Genomic DNA, 21,520 nt, shown 5'->3' with positions numbered 1-21,520 from the left:
GGAAGGAAATGTCAGCTTCCCTGCTCGGCGATGGCGATCTCGCGTAGCAGTGCATCTATATCATCCAGTAGACCCTTGCGCTCAAGCAGCCCGACATTGAGAGCGGCCTGATAGTGCAGGCCGTGGTGATTCATGGACTGGATCACCCGGATAGGAACCGACTGTGCTATCTGCTGGCTATCGAGCCGCTCTGCGGCGATGCAGGCGCCTGGATGTTCCAGTACTTCGAGGATAGAGTGAAGCGAATCGTAATAGCTGATGGATTCGTGATCGGGAAAGTATTTGTGGATGTAGTGCGTCAGTACTTGGTTGACGCTTTCCGAGCAGGCCGGCAGAAAGAAGCTGCGCGGCGGAGCTGTGCGATGCTGCTCACTGGTCATAAAGACGAGATCCTGCAGCGGGCGCGTGATGAGATGCCATTCCGGAAAATGCAGGAAAGGGCGCAGGTCGCTGCTGGACAGGATGATGTCGAAATCTTGCCGTGAGTTCTCTTGATGGCGCAGGTCGCTGGGAGACAGACGTGTCAGCATCACGCTGGACGAGCGCTCTGTCAGCACTAGTTTGTTCCATAGCGTGTGGGCGCGGCCGCTCATCAGCGTGCGGTAATAGCCGATCATGATCGTGGTATGGGGATGAAGCGGTGGATGCTGATCAAGTCGCTCCTTGGTGCGATCCATGGCCGAAAAGATATCGTTGGCCAGTGTGAGCAGGTGCCGCGAACGCTCGGTTTCTTTGAACATGCCGTTATGACGAACGAATAAACGCTCGCCAATGAATTCGTCGATTTCCTTCAGTGTCTTCGAAACGTTGGAGGTGGTCGTATTGAGGCTGTGTGCTGCTTCGGACAGTTTTCCGTAGCGAGCAATAGCCGTCAGTATGCGAAGGTGCTTGATGGTCATTCTGCGGTCGATGTAGCCCTTTAAGCCACTGAACCTCTGGGGGCGTGCTGTGCTCATAAGCGCTCGTTATCCTGGCCGTTATGACGTGTAAAAGCTGACCATGCCAACGCAATATAGCGTGATGGTCTGCCTTTTAATGGGCTGGCAGTAATAGATGGGTCGCGTTGTTGCTTCCTCCGTCTTCAAGATAGCAGTGATCATGGAAACGTCGAGTTGACGCTTCCTTACCGTGGTGTCCAGTAATGGCGGATTATTTGTTATCGTTATGGTAATGAGTGATGCGGTGAGATGCCCTTTATGGGCCTGCGAGGTGTGTACGTTAAATGCGGTCGATAACAATACCTGAGTAAAATGATAAGAAATAAGTATGAAGTGTATGCTCGGCGTATTTTATCGTTGTTTATTATGTCTGGTGCGTGGTGGATGAATCTAATCGCAACGTATGTGGTACAGCATTGCGGTGCGATGACGCATTCGTAACCCATTGATAATGAATGATGCATGATGGGCGATATGGAAAAGATGTTGGTTTCTTCATTTTCAACCTTTACAAACCATATCGCATTTTGTCTTAATTACCGTTCTTGGAAAAAAATGAACAAGAAAAGGTATCTGGACGATAACCTAACAGCACGCCATTTCAAGGCAGAGTCCTGAAGATCTATCTGGTAGAATAAACCGGAAGTATTATGGTGGTGCATTATTCAAAGTAGCGGATGCTGTTTGCGAAACGGGCTTCCATGTCGTCATGGCATGGCCTGATGCGCTTCGACACAGGTTTTTTTGGGGGTAAACGAGGCATGAATGCCCGCTTTATAACTGCTATTGCTGCGTGCGTACTTTTCCTGTCCGGCTGTGCCGGTCATGACAAGCCCGCAGAGCAGACCATCACGTATGACCCCGTCATGCGCTTCAAAGGTACGCTGGCGTGCAGCGACTGCACGGCTATCGGTGCCGATCTCTCCCTTTATCAGGATATTCAGACCGGTGAGCCCAAGGGCTATGTTCTGAATGAAACTCATGTCGACGCGCCTGGCGGCAACTTCACGTCTACCTCATGGGGTGAATGGTCCAAGGACCTTCAACCGCAGCCGCCGGTCTATCGCCTTGTCGTCAAGTCTTCCACTGTCCGTACCACCGAACGCGCCTTCGAATTGAAAGGGGACGTTCTGAGCCCGTTGGAAGATCACGACAGCGAGCATGCACATGAGCTCAGGCGAATGGCTCCCTTGGCACCCGTGAAGTAGAGACTCGCCTGAGAAGATGACTCAGTGCGTGAGACATAGAGGCATGCTCATGACGACGCAAACATTTGACGTTGAATCCTTCATTCGCTTGCGCAAGCAGACGCGTGCCGTATCGGACATGCTGCGGCAGCAGGCATCGGACTATCTGTCGACGCTCTCACTGCTGATCAATCCTCAGCGCGTTTTTGGTGAATTCCTGCAAGGAGCACCTCGCGGCAGCACTCGGGAAAGCCAGCACGCCTTCAAGGAATTCAAGACGCTCTACGAACAGATCGCGATGACGGCACCCTTTGGACTCATCAACGAGCTGGAAGTGCCGCTGGATCTGATGAATACCCGCCCGGTGCTGTACCCCTATGAATACGATCGCCGGGTTGAAGGGCTGCGTCAGCCGGTTCGCATTCTGAACCCCGCCCGCTGGGTTGTGGGGTTCGAAGGGTTCGAGCTGGCGCGCTTCCGTCGCTTGATGCGCGATCCCAACCGTAGCAATGCCGAACTGCACCGCTTCGTAGTGCACTATCTGATGCTGTTCTTCTGCATCAATCGCACGGCAGGGCTAGGGCGGTTGCTGTTGGGACTGCGTTTCCCTATCGGCTTCGAGCGCGTCCGCGAGTTTGGTGATCTTCCTCTATGCGTACTGGGGTCACCGCTGAAGTCTCGTCTGCCCAGCGATGACATGATTCGCAACAGCACTGAAATAGCGGGCAACAACGCCTTCGAAGAGCTGGTCGATGAAAGTGCCATCGAGTCCATTGAAGACGAGCTAAAGCTTAGGCTGCAACGGGTCGTCGCATCGCTGTGATGCGATACCCTCATGAATTCAAAAACATATATAACCACGCTTTATCCGTAATGAGGTCTGTGACGCTATGGCTAGAGAAAGTACACAGCAGAAATTGAGCCGCGTACGTGCACCGCGCGTACACATCACTTACGACGTGGAAGTCGGGGATGCACGGGAACAGAAAGAACTGCCTTTCGTTGTCGGTGTGGTAGGGGACTACGCTGGCAACCCGCTGACGCCGCCGCCGAAACTCAAGGACCGCAAGTTCGTCAGCATCGACCGTGACAATTTCAATAGCGTCCTGAAAGGCACCAAGCCGCGTCTGACGTACCGCGTTAATAACACGCTGACCAATGATGGTACGCAACTGCCGATCGAGCTCAACTTCACGTCGCTCGAAGACTTCGAACCGCAGAATGTGGTCAAGCAGGTCGAACCTCTGCGCAAGCTGCTTGAAGTTCGCAACAAGCTGGCAGATCTGCGCAACAAGATGGGCGGCAACGACAAGCTCGAAGAGTTGCTGATGGACGTGCTGCAGAATCCTGAGAAGCTTCGCACGCTGGGTGCTGAATTCGGTAGCGAAGCAGCCGCTGGCGATACGGATCAAGAACAGGACTGATTGAGAGAGGATTATCCGCATGAGTGACAAGGAACAGCAGGTTCACGTCGAAACCCTCGATGCCGAACCGGAAGTCTTTGCCCCACCGGCGTCGCTGCTGGACAGCATCATCTCCGAAAGCCGTGTCGCACGCTCCGAAACTGAACGCGAGCGTACTCGCGATCTGATTGGTGAGCTGGTCTCTCAGGTGCTGGAAGGTGAAGTAACTCCCAGCAAGGACCTGATCGCTGTGCTGGATGCACGTATCGCCGATATTGATGCGCTGTTGTCCGAGCAGATGAACGAAGTCATGCACGCCAATGAGTTCCAACAGATGGAAGCTTCGTGGCGTGGTCTGAAATACCTTGTGGATCAGACCGAAACCGGCACCAGCATGAAAATCCAGATGCTGAACGCCTCCAAAAAAGAACTGATTCGTGACTTCAAATCAGCCTCCGAGTTTGACCAGAGCGCGCTGTTCAAGAAGGTCTACGAAGAAGAATACGGTACCTTCGGTGGTGCGCCGTTCGGCATGCTGATTGGGGATTACGAGTTTTCTCGTTCTCCAGAAGATATGTATCTGCTGGAAGAGGCTTCCCACGTGGCGGCTGCCGCTCACGCGCCGTTCATTTCGGCAGCGTCTCCGGAGCTGTTTGGCTGGGATAGTTTCACCGACATGGCTGGGCCGCGCGATCTGTCGAAGATCTTCGATACGGTTGAATACGCCAAGTGGAAGTCCTTCCGCAATTCCGAAGATTCTCGCTATGTCGGCCTGACTTGCCCGCACGTACTGGGTCGTCTGCCCTACGGGCCGGAAACCACCCCTGTCGAAGAGTTCAACTTTGTTGAAAACACCGATGGTCGCGACCACAACAAGTACCTGTGGATGAACGCCGCGTATGCGTTGGGGGCTCGCGTGACCGATGCGTTTGCCAAGTACGGTTGGTGTGTCGCTATTCGTGGCGTCGAGGGTGGTGGTCTGGTTGAAGGGTTGCCGACGCACACGTTCGAGACTGATGACGGTGAAGTGGCGCTCAAATGCCCGACCGAAATCGCGATCACCGATCGTCGTGAGAAAGAACTGTCCGATTTGGGCTTCATTCCGCTCGTGCACTGCAAGGGCACCGACTACGCCGCTTTCTTCGGTACGCAGTCCACGCAGAAGCAGAAGTCCTACAACACTGATCTGGCCAACGCCAATGCTCGCCTGTCCGCGCAGCTGCAGTACATCTTCGCGACGTCACGCATTGCGCATTACATGAAAGCGATCATGCGCGACAAGACCGGTAGCTTTGCATCTCGCAAGCAGGTCGAGCAGGAGCTGAATACGTGGTTGTCCCAATACGTACTGTTGGACGACAGCGCGAGTCAGGAAGCCAAGGCACAGTATCCGCTGCGTGAAGCGCGCGTCGAAGTGGCTGAAGTACCGGGCAAACCGGGTGTCTACAAAGCCGTGACGTATCTGCGTCCTCACTATCAGCTCGACGAGCTGACGGCGTCTCTGCGTCTGGTGGCTGAGCTGCCGCAAGGGGCGCGTAGCTAATGAGGGAGTGGGGGCGCAGTGCAGGACATGCTGATCGTGCGAGAAGGGGATATTCATGACTCGTCGACTGGTACCTACGCTGCTTGATCGTCTACTGGACGATACCCCGCATCAGCGAGTGGAGGCCCAACCGTGGCGCCTCTGCTCTCTGGACGATTATAAGCAGAGCGTGGTGCGTGATCTGGAAGTTATGGTCAATACGCGCCGCGAGCTGCTGTCGGAGTCGCTTGATTTCTATCCCGCGCTGCAGGGGTCTGTTCTGGAGTACGGCCTGCCCGATTTCATCGGCAAGGGCGTGCACAGCACGGAAGACCGTCAGCTCATCCAGCGCCAGCTGGAACTGGCGATTGAGCGCGGGGACCATCGGTTTCGCAACGTGCGAGTCATTCTGGCTGACGAGACCAAGCAGTCACGTATGCTGCGCTTCCGGGTCGAGGCGTTGCTAGTGCTGGTAGATGTCACGCGACCGATTTCGTTCGATGCCGTACTGCAGGTCAATACGCAAGAATACAAGGTACAGAATCTCTCATGATGCTGGACGATCTGCTTCCTTATTACGAGCGGGAAATGTCGCATCTGCGTTTTCTCGGGCAGGAATTCGCACGCGAATACCCGAAGATCGCGGCGCGTCTCCAACTCGAAGAAGACAACTGTGAAGATCCGCACGTCGAACGCATGATTGAGGCCTTTGCCTTTCTATCGGCGCGCATTCATCGCAAGCTGGACGATGACTTTCCCGAGATCGTTCAGGCCTTTCTGGAGGTGCTGTACCCGCACTACCTGAGGCCTACGCCTTCACTGTCGATTGTGGAACTCGACCCCGGTGCCAACAGCAACCTGACGGCGCGTTATGACGTGCCGCGTCACACTGAACTTCAGTCTCATCCTGTTGATGGCACGGTCTGTCGGTTCCGTACCTGCTACGACGTGACGCTGTGGCCGCTGCGCATGGCGCGTTCGGAGTTCTCACTGCTGGAACGCTCGGTCTTTAATGGCCATGACAAGGACTGGGTAGCGCAGCTGTCGCTGCAGTTCGAGACTTTTCAAAACGTTCAGCTGGGCAAGCTCGGGCTTGATCGTTTACGGCTGTTTATCGACGGTGAAAGCACGTTGATGCATCACCTGTACGAGCTGCTGTTCAACAACGTGGCGCGCGCATCGATCTTCGTCCATGACGGGCAGCGCGAGCGTGAAATTCGCTTGCCACCGGATGCGCTGAAACCCGTGGGTTTCCAGCCGGATGAAGGGATGATTGACTACAGCGAGCGTTCCTTTATCGGCTATCGCCTGCTGCACGAGTACTTCACCTTCCCTGATAAGTTCATGTTCGTGGACATTACCGGGCTGGATCGGGCGCTCAGCGGTATCAATGCCCAGCGCTTCGAGATCCGGCTGGCGTTTTCGGATTACGAGCAGGGCGATCGTCTGGTGCGTCTGGCGCAGAACGTCAACCGCAACACGTTCCGCTTGGGCTGTACGCCGATCGCCAACCTGTTCCCGCAGCGTGCAGAGCCCATCAAGCTGACTCATACGCGGCCTGAATATGCGGTCATTCCCGACGTGCGTCATCAGCATGGGGTCGAAATCATTTCTATCGACCGCGTTATTCGGGTGAAGAAGACAGGACGCAATGATGAGCTGAGTGTGTGCCATCCCTTCTTCGAGCCGCGCGGCAGCGATATGGAGCGCAATCACCAGAGCTATTGGTTGACGCGTCGCGTACCGACCGCGCGGGAAACGGTGGAAGGAACCGATTTGTATCTTCGACTGGTTGATCGTGAGCTTGAGCTGTTGGGAGCGTCCAGCGATACGCTGAGCCTGACCCTGACCTGTAGCAATCGCGATTTGCCTCAGATGATGTCGTTCGGTAACGAGCACGGTGATTTCTCTCTGAGCCAAACGCAGGTGGTGTCGGCAATTCGATGCCTGCGCAAGCCGACCGAATCGGTACGTGCGCCGCTGGGCAAGGGGATGATCTGGCGGCTGGTGTCTCACTTATCGCTGAACCATATGTCGCTGACTTCCCGTGGGCGGGAAGCGCTGCTGGAAATGCTGTCGCTGTACAACTACCGCGACACGCTGGCCACGCGCAAGCAGATCAACGGGATCACCGATATCGCGAGTGCCCCCACGTTGACGCGCATCGGCCACCCACGTCCCAACTTCGTTCGCGGTACCGCCATCACGCTGGAAATGGATGAAAGCCAGTTCACGGGGAGCGGCATTTTCCTGTTTGGCATGGTGCTGGATCATTTCTTCGGGCAGTACTGCTCGGTCAACAGCTTCACGCAGCTGACGCTTAGAAGTCGGCAACGAGAAAGGAGTGTCGTGACATGGCCACCCAGGTCAGGGGAACTGCCCCTGGTCTGATCGACCAGGCGCGCGCAGAGCCTTATCGTTTCAGCTTCTTTCAGCTGGTCAGGCTGCTGCGACTGTATTACAGCCGAGCGGGGCGCATGGACCCCGAAATTCGGCCTCATGATGATCCGCTGCGCTTTCGTACGTTGCTGTCGCTGGGGTTCCCAGCCAGTGAAGTGCACGATCTTGATTTCGAGAACCCGCAGCGGCAGTCAGCGTGGGGTGAAGCGCTGACCTCCATCGAGGTCACCTTCCTTGGCTTGGTCGGGCCGTCCGGCGTACTGCCGCGGCCGTATACCGAGATGCTGATCGATCGGCATATTCAATACCGCGATGACGGGGCACATGCCTTTATGGACATGTTCTCTCATCGCATGACGGCACTGTTCTATGAAGCGTGGCAGAAGTATCGCTTTCATATCGAATACGAACGCCATGGCAGTGCCGACGTCGAGACCTATCTGCTCAATCTGCTGGGGTTCGCGCCGTCGCAGGTGAAGCAGCTCAAGACACCTGCTTCGGGTTCGGTTCGGCGTGAGCTGTTCGGGTTCTTCTCCGGCATGCTGGCGCAGCGCCCGCGCAACCGCCTCAATCTGGAGGCGATGCTCGGGTTTTATTTCGAAGTACCTTGCAAGGTCAGACCGTTCTGCGGGCAGTGGTTGGATGTCCCGCGGGAACAGCGTACTCGGTTGGGGGGACAGCATGCGCGGCTGGGACAGTCAGCCATGCTGGGACGTCGAGTATGGGATTACCAGTCGTGCGTCAGGATTGAGGTGGGACCACTTGACCTTGACCAGTTCCGGCGTTTTATGCCCGATCAGCCTGCACATGCAGAGCTGGTATCGCTAGCCCGTCTGTATCTGGGGGTGGAATGCGATATCGAGATTGAGCTGGCGCTGGCCGCTGAGCACATTCCGGCACCGCGCTTGGGCGCGCAGGTTGGCAACGTGAGACTGGGCTGGTTGGGCTGGCTGAAAAACAAGACGCGCGCTGGTCAGCAGGACGGACGCGCAACATTCAGGATTTCCTTTGACGGAGCTACATCGTGAATCTCAAATCACTGTTCGCCAAGCTCAATGACGTAACCCGCGAAGCGATGGAAGAAGCGCTAGGGCTATGTCTGGCACGACGCCAGTATGAAGCACACATCGAACACTGGCTGTACACGCTGCTGGGGCGAGAAGACAGCGACCTCGTTCATGTCATGCAGCACTGTGGCGTTTCGCTTGATGCGCTAGCGCATGAACTGGATGACAACATCGAGACGTTCCGCACGGGCAATGCCAATGCTCCGTCACTGTCGCCGATGATCGTCACTTTGATTGAAAAAGCGTGGGTCATCGCGTCCATCGAACAGGAAGTGGCCGCCGTGCGTTCCGGCCATCTGCTGCTGGCACTACTGGATGACCGACAGCTGCGCCGTGATCTGGTACGTCGCGTACCGTCTCTGGATGAGCTCAGCGCCGATGCGCTGCGTCACGAATTCTCTGCGGCGACCGAAGGCAGTGCTGAGAACGGCGTCGCGCCGTTCAGCGTTGCAGTGGCGGCGGACGGCAGTGAAAGCGCGCCGCGTCGCGGCAATGGCAAGACGCCAGCACTTGATCAGTTCACGATCGACCTGACGGAGCGCGCTCGTGCGGGACATATCGACCCCGTGCTGGGCCGCGAGCAGGAAGTGCGTCAGATGGTCGATGTACTGACGCGTCGTCGCCAGAACAACCCGATTCTGACCGGTGAGGCTGGGGTCGGTAAAACCGCTGTGGTGGAAGGGTTGGCGCTGCGCATTGTCAACGGCGACGTACCCCGACCACTGCAGAATGTTGAACTGCGCACGCTCGACCTAGGCCTGTTGCAGGCGGGGGCAGGTGTAAAAGGGGAGTTCGAGGAGCGCCTCAAGAACGTGATCGAAGAGACCAAGCGTAGCCTGCACCCCATCATTCTGTTTATTGATGAAGCGCACACGCTGATCGGTAGTGGTAACAAAGAAGGCCAAGGCGATGCGGCCAACCTGCTGAAGCCGGCGCTGGCACGTGGTGAGCTGCGGACCATCGCCGCCACAACCTGGGCGGAGTACAAAAAATACTTCGAGAAGGATGCGGCGCTGGCACGTCGCTTCCAGGTCATCAAAGTGGATGAACCGACGGAAGAGGTCGCCATCGACATGCTGCGTGGTCTGATCGGCCGCATGCGTGACCACCACAAGGTGGAAATCCTTGATGAAGCCATTGAGCAGGCGGTACGCCTCTCTCATCGCTATATCACGGGACGCCAGTTGCCCGATAAGGCGGTCAGTGTGCTGGATACCGCTTGCGCTCGCGTAGCGCTGGGGCAATCGGCCCAGCCCGGTGCCCTCGAAGATGCGCGTCGCCGCCTCGACAATCTTGATACCGAGCGTCAGCAGCTTGAATACGAGCAGGCTCGCGGTGCGCATCATGACGCGCGGTTGGCTGAGCTGGCCGAAATACGTGCGGGCGTGCAGCAGCAGGTCGAAGTGCTCAATGCGCGCTGGCAAGCGCAGTGCGAAGCGGTCGAACGCTGGAATGAACTCAACCAGCGACTCAATGCACTGGATGCACAGGACAACGGTCGCGATGAGCTGATGGCCGAACTGGGTCAGGCCCGCGAGGCGCTGGAAACCATTCAGGAACGCGATCCTCTGGTACATGCACACGTCGATGGCAACACCGTCGGCGCGGTCATCTCCGCGTGGACAGGCATCCCGCTTGGCAAGATGGTCCGCGATGAAATGAGCACCGTGCAGCAGCTGCCGAGCCTGCTGGGCGAGCGCGTCATTGGGCAGGACCACGCATTAGCCGAGATCGGCAAACGTATCGCTATCTCGCGCGCCAAGTTGGAAGATCCCAATAAGCCCATCGGTGTTTTCCTGTTGCTGGGGCCGAGCGGTGTCGGTAAGACCGAAACGGCGCTGTCGCTGGCCGACACGCTGTACGGTGGTGAACGTAATGTGATCACCATCAACATGTCCGAATATCAGGAAGCGCACACCGTATCGAGCTTGAAAGGCGCGCCTCCCGGTTACGTCGGCTACGGCGAAGGTGGTGTGCTGACCGAGGCCGTGCGTCGCAAGCCGTACAGCGTCGTACTGCTGGATGAAGTTGAAAAAGCGCATCCCGATGTGCTCGAACTGTTCTTTCAGGTGTTCGACAAAGGGGTGATGGATGACGGCGAAGGGCGCGAAATCAACTTCCGCAACACCGTCATCATCCTGACTTCCAACGTTGGCACGGATCACATGATGAAACGCTGCTTGAACGTCGACACGCTGCCGGTACCGCAGAGTCTGGTCGATGAGATGCGTCCGCTGCTGAACGATGTGTTCAAGCCTGCCTTCCTTGGTCGTCTCAACATCGTGCCGTACTTCCCGATCCAGAAGGACGTGCTGCGCAATATCGTCGCGCTCAAGCTAGAACGGCTGCGTAAGCGCGTGAAACGCAATCATAATGCGGCTTTCCACTATGCCCCTGAGCTGGTGGACTTCATCGCTGAGCGTTGTGTCACGGCGGACAGCGGGGCGCGCGACATCGACAACTTCATGACTGGACATCTGATGCCAGAGCTGGCCGAGCACGTGCTGGCCCGCATGGCAGACGATACGCCGATCGAGCAGTTGGTCATCGGTGTGAATGAAGAAGAGGGAACGCTGGATTACCAGCTGAGTTAGTCACTTGAGGCAGCATGTGCCCGAAAGCGTCCGGGCACATGCGGTGAGGAATGAACGTATGAAAGCACTGCAGGGATATAAAACACTGCTCAAGGGACTGATACTGCTGTCCATCTTCGGGTTGGCAGGGTGCGGCGTTGGCAGCCGCGTAGGGGACCAGATGGACGGCGGGCTGGGTGACATGCTGTTTAGTCGTGACAAGGTCACGACCGTACAGCTCAAGGGCGATGAAAAGCTCAATCCGGACCCGTCGGGCAAACCACTGTCCGTGGTGGTGCGCATCTATCAGCTGAATGCGGTTGATGCCTTCCGCAATGCGGACATGGCGGCCCTGTGGAGCGACAGCAAAGGCGTATTGGGTGAGTCCCTGCTGTCAGAGCGCACCGTGACGGTGGTACCGAAGGGCACGGCCAAGGACAGCAGCAAGTTGTCTCCCGATGCGCAGTTCATCGGCGTGGCGGCCTTCTTCCGCAACTCGACCGGAGCCGCTTGGCACGTTGCCTTCAGCGCTCAGGCACTGCGTAAAGACGGCATTCTGTTCTCGTCAGATGGGGTTCAACTGACGCTGAAGGACAACCGCATCAGTATTGAGCGTGGCACCGATGTATTGGCCGCCAGCGCAGCAAAGAAACGCTGATATGCCGAATTCACGCTCAGGACAAAGGGGAAGTCGTCGGTGAGCAAACATAATCGCGTCATGTGGTCGGAAGGCATGTTTCTTCTGCCGCAGCATTTTCAGTATCAGGATGATTTTCATCAGCATCAGTTGGCTGAAGCCGGTCATCGCTCGACCCCTTTCAACTGGGGTATTCAGCATATTGAGATTGACCAAGAAGCCCTGTCACAGGGTGTGCTGGCGTTCCACCGCCTCAAGATGGTTTTCCCTGATGGCACGTTCTATGACGCGCCGCAGCAGGATCCACTGCCCGCCAGTCGTGACCTGAATGCCCTGACGCGCGAGTCGCGCCTCAAGGTGCATGCGGCGCTGCGCCTGACGGAACCTTATGCCGTCAACTGCGCGGAAGACGAACGCGATCAGCGTGCGACCAACCCGCGCTACCGTCGCCAGTTCGAACAGCTGCCCGACCTCAACGAAGGAACGCCGGAAAGCGAGCTGACAATGATGCCGCTTAACGTCGTCATCCTGCTGGAAGGGGACTCTCTGGACGGGTATACCCACTGCCCGCTGGCCGAGCTCAACCGCGCGGCTTCGGGCGGTTTCGGCATCGAACCACGCTTCGTACCTCCCGTACTTCACCTGATGAGCAGTGAAGAGCTGTTGGTGATCGTGCGTCGCCTGACCGGCGCCTTAATGGCAAAGCATGATGCCATTGGGGGGCGCCGCCGCGAGCGCGCTGACCAAGTGGCCGAATTTGGTTCGGGCGATGTCACCCTGTTCTGGCTGCTGCATACCGTCAACCGCGTCTACCCGCAGTTGGCGCATCTGCTGGCGCACCCACAGCTATCGCCTGAGTACCTCTATCGCGTGCTGGCCGATTTGGCTGGCAGCCTGATGACGTTCTCCATGCAGTACCGGCTGTCGGATATACCCGACTACGACCATGCCGCTCCGGCCGCCTCGCTGTTTACGCTGGATGACATGGTGCGCGAGCTGCTCGATACCGTCATCCCTGACAAATACATTCCCATTGCGCTGGAACAGACGGCACCGTCGTACTTCATCGGACGCCTGCACGACCCGCGTCTGGCCGAGGCTGACTTCTACATTTCCGTTCATGCGGACATGCCTGGAAGCCAGCTGCTTGAGCTGGTGCCGCGTGCCTTTAAGGTGGGCTCGCCCGAGGATATCGAAGTGGTGGTCAACAGTGCGATGCCGGGTGGCCTGCTGGTGCACGCATCGCGTTTGCCACCAGCCATTCCCGTGCGCCTTGATAACCACTATTTCGCGCTCGAGCCGAATGGGGCCATATACGATCGCATGATGGCCTCGCAGGCCATTGCCTTCTACGTGCCGAGCGGGTTCCAGAACCTCAAGATTGAACTGATGGCGGTGCTGAAATGAGCGAAAACGCAGCGATTCAGAAGCAGGGCAGCGTCACCCTGCGTGAGCTTTCCAAGGACTTCATCTCGATGGTGCTGATGGTGCGCCGCGGTCAGCAGGTCGAGAGTGTCGACGCCTTTATGTCGAGCGTCGATGAGTTCTTCCGTGGCTTTGAACGTGATGCCCACCTGGCCGGTTATACCGCCGAACAGGCTAAGGATGCCCAGTATGCACTGTGCGCCTTTCTGGACGAGAGCGTGCTCAACACGCCGACCAGCAATGCGCGCCAGCACATTGAGCTGCATCCGTTGCAGTACAAGTATTTTGGCGTGCACCTCGCGGGCGAAGGCTTCTTCGACAAGTTGGAAACGCTACGCCGCGATGTCCGTGCCCACCTCGACGTGCTGGAGGTGTATCACCTGTGCCTAGCACTCGGGTTCCAAGGCAAGTACCGCCTCGATAAAGGGGATGAGCTGCGTTATCTGACTAACACGCTTGGTCAAGACATCGCACGCTACCGTGCGCCTTTGCCTGAAGAGCTGGCACCGCATTGGCAGCTGCCGGATCAGGTGGGGCAGATGCTGCGCCATGAAGTCCCGCTGTGGGTCTATCTGGTACTGATCGTATTGGTATGTGTCGGGGTGTATGCCCTGTTGAACGGGTTGCTGGGCCATCAGGTAGATGCGCTGAGCAGTGTGCTCAAATCACTGTTCACCTCGGCCTGAGGGGAGTCGAATTCGAATGAAACGCCTTTTACGTTTACTCAAGAACTTCTGGTTCGTGTCGATTGCGCTGTGGGTCGTCGTCGCCCTTGCCAGCGTGTGGACGCTTTTCCGCTTCTACCCAGAAACCGGTCGTGAAGCGCGCTGGATTGCCGTGGCGCTGGTCAGTGCCGTGTGGCTCTTGGCAGTAGTGCTGCGTCAGTACCGTCGCATCCGCGCCGAGCGTAACATCGAATCGCTGGTCGAGCGTGAAGTGGACCGTAGTGTGATGAGCGGTCAGCACGATGAAACCGAATACGACGCACTGCGCCGCCGCCTCAAGCATGTAATCGAGCGCCTGCGTGCCAACCGTACTGCAGGCGGTCGTGGTCAAACGGCGTTGTCAGAGTTGCCGTGGTATCTGGTCATTGGTCTGCCGTCATCCGGCAAAACGTCCCTGCTGGGGAACGCCGGACTGAATGCCAGCGTTGTTGGCGGTAGCGCAATGGCAGGGCAATCCGGTACCCAATCCTGTGATTGGTACTTCAGCCCTGAAGCCGTCATGATCGACACGGCGGGCCGCTATATCACTGACGATCAGGCCGCTAGCGAGTTTTCTGAATTCCTCAAGCTGCTGCGCCGCCAACGTCGCCAGGCCATCAATGGACTGGTCATGGTGGTCAGCCTGCCTGATCTGCTGGGTATGTCACCGGAAGAGCGCGGTGCTCTGGCGCGTCAGCTACTCGACCGTGCTTCACGCTATCGCAAGGCGCTGCACACTCTGCCGCCGATCTATCTGTTCTTCAGCAAGGCAGATCTGCTGCCTGGCTTTGAAGAAACCTTTGACGGGTTGGATGCAGAAGCACGCCAGCAACCGTGGGGAATGACGTTCTCCGTTGATGAAATTCGCAACGCAGGGATTCCCAACGTATTCCCCGGCCGTTTCGATGAGCTGATGGGGGGGCTGGAAGGCCACGTTCAGCAGCGCGCTGCACAAATGGGGCAGAGCGTTGAGAATGCCATGCTGCGTTTCCCTGATTACATGGCCGAGCTGCGCAACGTGCTGGGCGATTTCCTGTCGCCGTTCGATGCGACGCGCGCCGAAGAGGATGTACCGGCCGTGCGCGGGGTGTACTTCACCAGCGCCCTACAGACTGAAAACCGTCTGCCGTCGATTCTTGATGAGCATGTGCGTACGACATTTGGTCTGCAGGAGCAGGGGAGCGGTGATTGGGTGGATAACGATCCCGGTTCGCGCATCGGCGAGCGTCGCTACTTCATTACGGGTGTTTTCCGTTCGGTGGTCTTCCCTGATCGCTACCTGAGTCGCCATATCGCACAGGGTGGGCGTCTGCACGCGCTGTCGCCGTGGACGCTCGGGGCCGGTCTGCTGGTGGGTACTGCGGCCATTGCAGCAGGCGCAACCTCCTATATTCACCACCACCGTGCACTGAACCAGCTGGACGATGAGCTGACTCAGGCATCGCCTTGCGCTGAAGAGCGTCTGAATGTGTTGGCGGATCAGCTTCACCAGTTCAATGGAGGTAGCCACTCACCGCTGCCATTCGATCGTGAGCTGGGGTTGGATCCTACCCATCGTTTGCAGCCGATGGTGGAAGACGCCTATTTTACGGGCCTGAAACAGCAAGCACTGGTGCCGGTCTCGAACTACCTCGCCAGTCGTCTTCATCAGCTTGATGCGCTGGCGCAGGCGACCCAGAGTGCTGCTGAGTCCCAGCAGGCCGCACCGCGCAATATCCGTAATGGCAAGACAGCTCGTCGTGTGGCACAGCAGACCCGTGAAGGTCGCCAGCGTGCCCGCGAGCAGCTAATGCAGCCACAGGGTGTAGCACGAGTGACCTCGCTGGGCGATGTGCGCTCGCAGGTGCAAGCACAAACGCTGGGACGCGTTCAGGATGCGGCCAACAGCGTGCGCAGTGACCTTCAACAGGGGCTGAGCGATGGTACGCAGCATCTGCGCGAAAGCGGGCTGAGTTCTTTGCGCAGTCTCCATCAGAGCAGCAATGACGGCGACGCGGTCAATCCGGCGTTGTCCCGTGCGCTGACCGACAACCGCCTGACGCCGGAGCAAGTGGCGCAGCTGGATGAAAGTTACAACGCACTCAAGTTGTACCTGATTCTGGCTGAGCCGGAAAAACACGCGACCGCCGAAGACGTACGGTTCGTCAACGATACCCTGCCGCAGGTGTGGAAAACCGTTGCCGAGCAGCAGGGCGAGTCCATCAGTGATGACGATATCCAGCGCCATGTTGCGGTGTATGCCGGCTATCTTCAGCGTCGCCATGCGCCCGCACTGGGTCGTGATGAAACGCTGGTCGAGCGTGCGCGCCTCAGCCTGAAAGGGTTCCTGAACGATCAATCGCTGGTCGATCGCAAATACCTGCAGTTCCAGCAGGACGTCCGTCAGCGCTATCAGAGTCTGACGCTTGCGAGCATGGTGCCTGGTAACAGCCGCCAACTGCTCTATTCCGGTGAAAGCGTTCCGGCGATCTACACCAAGAAAGTGTGGGATGAGTATCTGCGACGTGAAATCCTTGACGCTGCAGCGACTGATCTGCGTGTTGAAACCGACTGGGTGCTGGATGACAGCGGCAGCGCCGAGCGGATGGAAAGCAAGACGTCGTTTGTGCGTCAGTTGATGGCGCGCTACAAGCACGACTACATCGAGGCATGGGAACGTTTCCTAGGGGCTACGGGTGTGCGTCGCTTCGACTCCATCGATACGGCCAATTCGCGCCTGTCGCTGCTGAGTGATGCCCAGCAGTCACCGATTCGCCAGCTGATGCTCGCTGTGCGTGATAATACGCGCTGGGATGCACCGCTCGATAATGCACTGCTCAACAAACAGAACGGCCAGGATTCCCGTGGCTTCTGGGGCAAGGCAATGGACGTCTTCAGCAGTGACGATGGCAGCATCGCTCAGGCGCGTATGAGCCAGATCAGCGATTTGCCGGGCTTCCATGACGGCGTGCTGGCTGACCATTTCGCTCAGGTCAATGCGCTGTTCGAAAACGACGGTAGCGATGCAGCCGCAAACAAGGATGCGGTCATGGATCGCTACCTGCGCGAGCTGCGCCAGCTGAAAGTGCGCTTCGACAATATGCGTCGCTCGCAGGATGTCGGTAAGGCTAGCAAAGAACTGATCAGCGCTACGCTGGCGAACAACGGCAACACCGAGTTCACCGTCGTGCGCAACGACATCGCGGCTAACATCGACATTTCTGATGCCGCCTTGCCGCAAGCGTTGCAGCACCTGTTTAGCGACCCCGTCGAGCGCGCATGGGAAACGCTGTATGCGCCCGCAGGCCAGCAGCTGGCGCGCGCATGGGGCAACCGCGTCGATACGCCGTGGAAGCAGAAGATTGCGGATCGTTATCCGCTGGCCAACTCGGGCAATGAAGCTTCCATCCGAGATCTGCGCGACTTCGTTGACCCGAACAGTGGGCGTCTGGTGGCCTTCAACCGCGATGAAATCGGGGCGCTTGAAGAGGGCGACTTCGACAACATGCTGGTCGATCCACGCATGCAGGAAACCATTCGCAACGGTACTGCTCTAGGGACCGTCATCGACAGTCTGGCTGACCCGCAAAACGGCTTTGAGATCATGGTCGAACCGTCTCCTTACATGACCCAGATCATGCTGACGGTGGATGGGCAGGTGCAGGATTATCGCAATGGTCCTCAGCCGTGGCAGCACTTCACTTGGCCGGGCGATCTTAAGCACCCGGGCGCACGTCTGGAAGTGACGACGCTGGATAACCAACGCTATACGGTCGCCAACTTCCCGACCCGCTGGGGACTGCTGCGCATGATCGACACGGCAGAGGTGCAGGACGTGGATGCGGTACGCCAGCGCTTCATCTGGCAGACGCCAGCGGGTCCGGTCAGCTTCATCGTGCGCAACTTCGGGGGCATCCGCCTGACCGATCTCAAGAAAGTGCACGCGCTGACGATGCCGCGTCTAAACACCGCGTCACCCGAAGCCGCCGCACCGGCTGCGGAGGCCAGCGAAGAAGGCAATGACAGCAGCGTCGTTAGCGATCTGGTGGACAAGGCCACAGATACCGCGACCAAGGCTGCTACGAGCGCGGCGACCAGTGCCGCTACTGATGCCGCAAGCAAGGCCGCGGAAAGTGCGCTGGGTGGTGTGACCGGCACTTCTCTCTGACCCTGACCGGGAGTTGATGGCATGATCGGTTATTTCGGCAAACTGCCGGGCAATGCTGACTTCATCAGCTACCGCGCCACCAGTGAAGACCTGCAGGCTTTCGATGAATGCCTGCAGGTGGGCATACGGCGATTGATGGAAGAGGAACGTTGGGAAATGCATTTCGACGGCATTCCTCGCTGCTCCTTCCTTTTTCGCGCCTCGCCCCAGCACTGGCTGGTAGGAGAGATGGCAAGCTCACGCGATGCCTCCGGGCGTCGCTATCCCCTGATGACCTTTCAGCGCTTGCCCTACCAGGTACAGGGTGATGCCTTTCAGGCCCCGTGGACGCTGTGCGAAGTCAACGCGCGCTGCGCGGGTGAAATCATGCAGGACGCCATCTACGGGCATGGGCAGCCCACGCGTTTTGCCGACGCACTGCAGGCGCTCAGACCGTTGAACGATGGCGATCTGAACCTGCATCAGCGTCTGCATGCGCGCTTGTTACAAGAGCTGAGGCTGTGCGATATCAGCGAGGCCATGAGCAAGGGCTACCCCGAGTTCATCGCCAATGCGGTATTGCAGAGAATGACCGGATTGCGCCAGTTATGTGAGCGGGCACCGATGCCACCCGTGGTGTTGCCGTTGCCTGCCGAGCAGGCATTGATGCGCCCTGTGGCGGACATCTGGACGCACTGGCTGACGTTAATCGCGCCGGCTCCTATGAGTCTGCTGTTACTGGTACATGATTTCATGCGCCCGCGTCTGCTGGCCTTTTCACAAGGCAATACGTCGCGTGTGCACCGCCTGTTGGCCGGGCTGGCCCCGCGGCAGGAACGTTTCGATGTGCTGGAACCGTTCGATCGCTTCGAGCCATCGCTGGTGCAAACGGCACTGCCTGATCCTGGGCAGTCCATTGGAAGTTGCATGGCCCGTTATGCCGGGTATGACGACCGCACCTAACGTCATCAAAGAGGCAATCGAGAGATGATGAACAAGCTGAAATATGTGTTCTTCAAATACCAGCCCTACTGGATGGCCGCCGGCTTTTTTCTGGCGATCTTCCTCGTGTGGTGGCTGGGCGTACTGCTAGGGTTCTCATCACTCAACAGTCTGCTGGTCGGTATTCTGCTGTTCGTTGTGGCATCGGCCGTCTATGTGCTGCTGCTGTATCGTGGCGTAGGGCAGCGGCAGAATCTGGAACGCCTGTTGATGGACAGCGCGGACGAGGCGGTGCTCGACGCGGCACCCGCCGATCGGGAAGAGGTGAGCCTACTGCGCGAGCAGATGCTCAAGGTGCTGGATCGCCTGCAGCAGCGTGACCGGCGGCAGAAGAAACGCTGGCCGTCGTTCAATCGTCAGGGGGCTCTGTATGAGTTGCCGTGGTACGTGCTGATCGGTCAGCCTGCCGTAGGCAAGAGCACCATGGTGTATCACTCTGGGCTGGATTTCCCTTTTGCTGATCGCGAGCAGGCACGTATTGCGGGTCTTGGCGGTACACGTCATTGCGACTGGTTCTTCAGCAACGACGCGGTGCTGCTTGATACGGCAGGACGCTACACGAGTGATCAGCATGAAGCGGGCAAATGGCGAGCGTTCCTGACGCTTTTAAAAGCGCATCGTCCGCGTCGGCCGCTGAACGGGCTGATCGTTGCGGTCAGTCTGGGCGATCTCATGGAAGGCAGCGAAACCGAGCGGCGCGAGCTGGCTGAACGTCTGCGCGAGCGCATTCAGGAAACCAGCGATCAGTTCGATGCGCGTTTGCCGATCTATCTGATGCTGACCAAAAGCGACCTGATTCCCGGCTTCGTCGATTTTCAGCAGCACATTATGCGCACTCGTCCGTCCACGCTGTTGGGGGCGACGTTCCCGCATCAGGACTTCGAGCAGCAGAGCTGGGGCGATACCTTCACCGGCTCGTTTGATTCGCTGTGTGCCTATTGGTCTTCGCAGGGTGAACACCTGCAGCTGAACAGTGATATGCAGGTTTTGCAGCAGGATCCGTCGCTGGTCGCTTTCCCGCCTGAACTGTGGGCTCTGCGAGAACGGTTGTCATCGTTCGTGGGGCAGCTGATGACACCGTCCGTTAACCAGCGTCCCCAGTTGCTGCGTGGCTACTACTTCGTTAGTGCACTGCATGAAACGCAGTCGGCGACGGGGGTTCATGACCGCGATATCGGGCGGCGTTTCTCTGTGGTGCCCGGGCCGTCAGCCATCGGTGCTCGCAGCAGCAACGACGGACTGATTGCCGACGTATTTCGCAGCGTCATTCTACCCGATCAGTTCTTGGTCGAACGCTATACCAGCAACCGTCGCGAAAACCGACGCAAGCTGGCCTGGGTAGGATGTGGGTTGGTCGCAGGGGCTATTGCCTGTGCGATATGGGGCAATGCCTATGTACGCAACCGTGATGAACTACTGGCCCTGCAGCATGCCCTAGATGACGCGCGTCAGCAGGATGCTCAGCATCCCGACCAGTTTACGCAATGGCAGTCGCTGGATGCATTACGCAGCGCCGCAGCAGGCTATTTCGAGCGTCACCATATCAGCGGCACGCCGATGGCGATGCGCTGGGGGTTGTATCGAGGCCATGATGTCGAACCGCTGGTGCGTCAGCGTTACTTCGATCGTCTACGAACGGTGATGTTGTCGCCGATCGAAGATGATCTGAACCGCACGCTGGTATCGTTGCCGACCATACCGGTCTATCAGCGCACTACACAGACATTGAATACACACGTCACGATCGACAGCGTCGAACCCAACGCACGCCCCATCGATAACAGCGCTAATGCATTGGCACAGTTTGGTCGCATGGCACTGCGTACTTATCAGATGATGCCGATTAATCCCCGTGAAAAGGTCGATGTTGAATTTTTGAAACAGCATCTGGCAGCATTCTGGTATCCCGTATTGCCACATCAAAATGGCAATAATGATGCATACGATATGAAATATGCGTCACGCCAGATAGATTTCTATAGTGAACAGCTTGCCCAGGCCGATACCCCTCATATAAGGGATAATAATTTCCTGCTGTCGAGTTCGCGGAATTATATTGACAGCCTGCTTCAACATACGTTGAATACAGTGGAAACGATAACGCTGGAATCAGATACCTTATTTGAATTCGGGCGCGCAGATTATGCCGGTCTTCAGGCACAGGGACGACAGCAGCTCAATCAGATTGCAACGCGTTTGGTGAATACGCCAAGCAGCCGTATAACTATTACGGGCTTCGCTGATTCGTTGGGCAATGCGACCACCAATCGCCAGCTTTCACTCGAACGTGCCCAGACCATCAAGCGGTATCTGGTCGGCAAAGGCGTGCCGGAAGAGTTGGTTAAAGCCGTTGGTGCGGGTGATACAAGACCGCTGGTATCGTGCGATACGGGGATATCGCGACGCGACATGATTCAGTGTCTGGCACCGAACCGCCGTGTTGAAATCGAAGTGCGACACCGTGACTGATGTTGTTAGTGATGACATTGTCGAACATTCAAGGCCGTTTATCTGAAACGGCCATTGAGTTCGAGTT

The 21,520-nt window shown here is 57.6% G+C and carries 15 protein-coding genes; 14 read left to right on the top strand and 1 reads right to left on the bottom strand.

Annotated features, from left to right (window positions below; all coding sequences use genetic code 11):
* Window positions 1-11 precede the first annotated feature (11 nt).
* Complete coding sequence (locus ZBT109_RS10835) at window positions 12-956, bottom strand: LysR family transcriptional regulator (protein ID WP_027705837.1); 945 nt, start codon at window positions 954-956, stop codon at window positions 12-14.
* Window positions 957-1,639: 683 nt separating this feature from the next.
* Between ZBT109_RS10835 and ZBT109_RS10830 the strand changes: the two genes are divergently transcribed.
* From ZBT109_RS10830 to ZBT109_RS10765, 14 genes are all read left to right on the top strand, one after another.
* Window positions 1,640-2,146: a copper resistance protein NlpE N-terminal domain-containing protein gene (locus tag ZBT109_RS10830; RefSeq protein WP_169734020.1), complete on the top strand. Its 507-nt coding sequence runs from the start codon at window positions 1,640-1,642 to the stop codon at window positions 2,144-2,146.
* A 49-nt stretch (window positions 2,147-2,195) separates the two neighbouring features.
* Window positions 2,196-2,948 carry a hypothetical protein gene (locus ZBT109_RS10825; RefSeq protein ID WP_027705839.1) on the top strand — a complete coding sequence of 251 codons (753 nt, stop codon included), beginning with the start codon at window positions 2,196-2,198 and terminating at the stop codon, window positions 2,946-2,948.
* 67 nt (window positions 2,949-3,015) lie between these two features.
* Window positions 3,016-3,549, top strand: coding sequence for a type VI secretion system contractile sheath small subunit (gene tssB / locus ZBT109_RS10820; RefSeq protein ID WP_027705840.1), 534 nt, complete (start codon window positions 3,016-3,018; stop codon window positions 3,547-3,549).
* A 19-nt stretch (window positions 3,550-3,568) separates the two neighbouring features.
* Window positions 3,569-5,071, top strand: coding sequence for a type VI secretion system contractile sheath large subunit (gene tssC / locus ZBT109_RS10815; RefSeq protein WP_027705841.1), 1,503 nt, complete (start codon window positions 3,569-3,571; stop codon window positions 5,069-5,071).
* A gap of 55 nt (window positions 5,072-5,126) precedes the next feature.
* Window positions 5,127-5,603: a type VI secretion system baseplate subunit TssE gene (tssE, locus tag ZBT109_RS10810; protein WP_027705842.1), complete on the top strand. Its 477-nt coding sequence runs from the start codon at window positions 5,127-5,129 to the stop codon at window positions 5,601-5,603.
* On the top strand, window positions 5,600-7,441 hold the full coding sequence (gene tssF, locus ZBT109_RS10805; protein WP_232012841.1) for a type VI secretion system baseplate subunit TssF: 1,842 nt from the start codon (window positions 5,600-5,602) through the stop codon (window positions 7,439-7,441). Before tssE ends, tssF begins: the two co-directional genes overlap by 4 nt.
* On the top strand, window positions 7,405-8,478 hold the full coding sequence (tssG, locus tag ZBT109_RS10800; RefSeq protein ID WP_027705844.1) for a type VI secretion system baseplate subunit TssG: 1,074 nt from the start codon (window positions 7,405-7,407) through the stop codon (window positions 8,476-8,478). Before tssF ends, tssG begins: the two co-directional genes overlap by 37 nt.
* Window positions 8,475-11,111, top strand: a complete 2,637-nt coding sequence (gene tssH, locus ZBT109_RS10795; protein ID WP_027705845.1) for a type VI secretion system ATPase TssH — start codon at window positions 8,475-8,477, stop codon at window positions 11,109-11,111. Before tssG ends, tssH begins: the two co-directional genes overlap by 4 nt.
* 58 nt (window positions 11,112-11,169) lie before the next feature.
* A complete protein-coding gene (tssJ, locus tag ZBT109_RS10790) occupies window positions 11,170-11,748 on the top strand; it encodes a type VI secretion system lipoprotein TssJ (RefSeq protein WP_051524105.1) in 579 nt (192 codons plus the stop codon).
* 39 nt (window positions 11,749-11,787) lie between these two features.
* Window positions 11,788-13,134 (top strand): type VI secretion system baseplate subunit TssK, encoded by a 1,347-nt coding sequence (gene tssK / locus ZBT109_RS10785; protein WP_027705847.1) that lies wholly within the window; start codon window positions 11,788-11,790, stop codon window positions 13,132-13,134.
* Complete coding sequence (icmH, locus tag ZBT109_RS10780) at window positions 13,131-13,838, top strand: type IVB secretion system protein IcmH/DotU (protein ID WP_027705848.1); 708 nt, start codon at window positions 13,131-13,133, stop codon at window positions 13,836-13,838. The genes tssK and icmH overlap by 4 nt, the downstream gene beginning before the upstream one ends.
* A 16-nt stretch (window positions 13,839-13,854) precedes the next feature.
* Window positions 13,855-18,003 (top strand): type VI secretion protein IcmF/TssM N-terminal domain-containing protein, encoded by a 4,149-nt coding sequence (locus ZBT109_RS10775; protein ID WP_051524106.1) that lies wholly within the window; start codon window positions 13,855-13,857, stop codon window positions 18,001-18,003.
* Between the two features lie 21 nt (window positions 18,004-18,024).
* Window positions 18,025-18,945: a type VI secretion system-associated protein TagF gene (tagF, locus tag ZBT109_RS10770; protein WP_051524109.1), complete on the top strand. Its 921-nt coding sequence runs from the start codon at window positions 18,025-18,027 to the stop codon at window positions 18,943-18,945.
* Window positions 18,946-18,969: 24 nt separating this feature from the next.
* The gene (locus ZBT109_RS10765; protein ID WP_197714339.1) at window positions 18,970-21,453 is read left to right on the top strand and encodes a type VI secretion protein IcmF/TssM N-terminal domain-containing protein; all 2,484 of its coding nucleotides are present in this window, start codon (window positions 18,970-18,972) and stop codon (window positions 21,451-21,453) included.
* The last annotated feature ends 67 nt before the right edge of the window (window positions 21,454-21,520 follow it).

This window comes from Zymobacter palmae (assembly GCF_003610015.1).
GTDB classification, from domain to species: Bacteria; Pseudomonadota; Gammaproteobacteria; order Pseudomonadales; family Halomonadaceae; genus Zymobacter; species Zymobacter palmae.
The sequence above is the reverse complement of the archived record's forward strand: the minus strand, read 5'-3'. Positions and strand labels throughout refer to the sequence as shown.

Coding starts and splice junctions, on each gene's coding strand:
- ZBT109_RS10835 (WP_027705837.1), bottom strand. CDS start 956: ATGAGCACAGCACGCCCCCAGAGGTTCAGTGGCTTAAAGGGCTACATC.
- ZBT109_RS10830 (WP_169734020.1), top strand. CDS start 1,640: ATGTCGTCATGGCATGGCCTGATGCGCTTCGACACAGGTTTTTTTGGG.
- ZBT109_RS10825 (WP_027705839.1), top strand. CDS start 2,196: ATGACGACGCAAACATTTGACGTTGAATCCTTCATTCGCTTGCGCAAG.
- tssB (WP_027705840.1), top strand. CDS start 3,016: ATGGCTAGAGAAAGTACACAGCAGAAATTGAGCCGCGTACGTGCACCG.
- tssC (WP_027705841.1), top strand. CDS start 3,569: ATGAGTGACAAGGAACAGCAGGTTCACGTCGAAACCCTCGATGCCGAA.
- tssE (WP_027705842.1), top strand. CDS start 5,127: ATGACTCGTCGACTGGTACCTACGCTGCTTGATCGTCTACTGGACGAT.
- tssF (WP_232012841.1), top strand. CDS start 5,600: ATGATGCTGGACGATCTGCTTCCTTATTACGAGCGGGAAATGTCGCAT.
- tssG (WP_027705844.1), top strand. CDS start 7,405: ATGGCCACCCAGGTCAGGGGAACTGCCCCTGGTCTGATCGACCAGGCG.
- tssJ (WP_051524105.1), top strand. CDS start 11,170: ATGAAAGCACTGCAGGGATATAAAACACTGCTCAAGGGACTGATACTG.
- icmH (WP_027705848.1), top strand. CDS start 13,131: ATGAGCGAAAACGCAGCGATTCAGAAGCAGGGCAGCGTCACCCTGCGT.
- ZBT109_RS10775 (WP_051524106.1), top strand. CDS start 13,855: ATGAAACGCCTTTTACGTTTACTCAAGAACTTCTGGTTCGTGTCGATT.
- tagF (WP_051524109.1), top strand. CDS start 18,025: ATGATCGGTTATTTCGGCAAACTGCCGGGCAATGCTGACTTCATCAGC.
- ZBT109_RS10765 (WP_197714339.1), top strand. CDS start 18,970: ATGATGAACAAGCTGAAATATGTGTTCTTCAAATACCAGCCCTACTGG.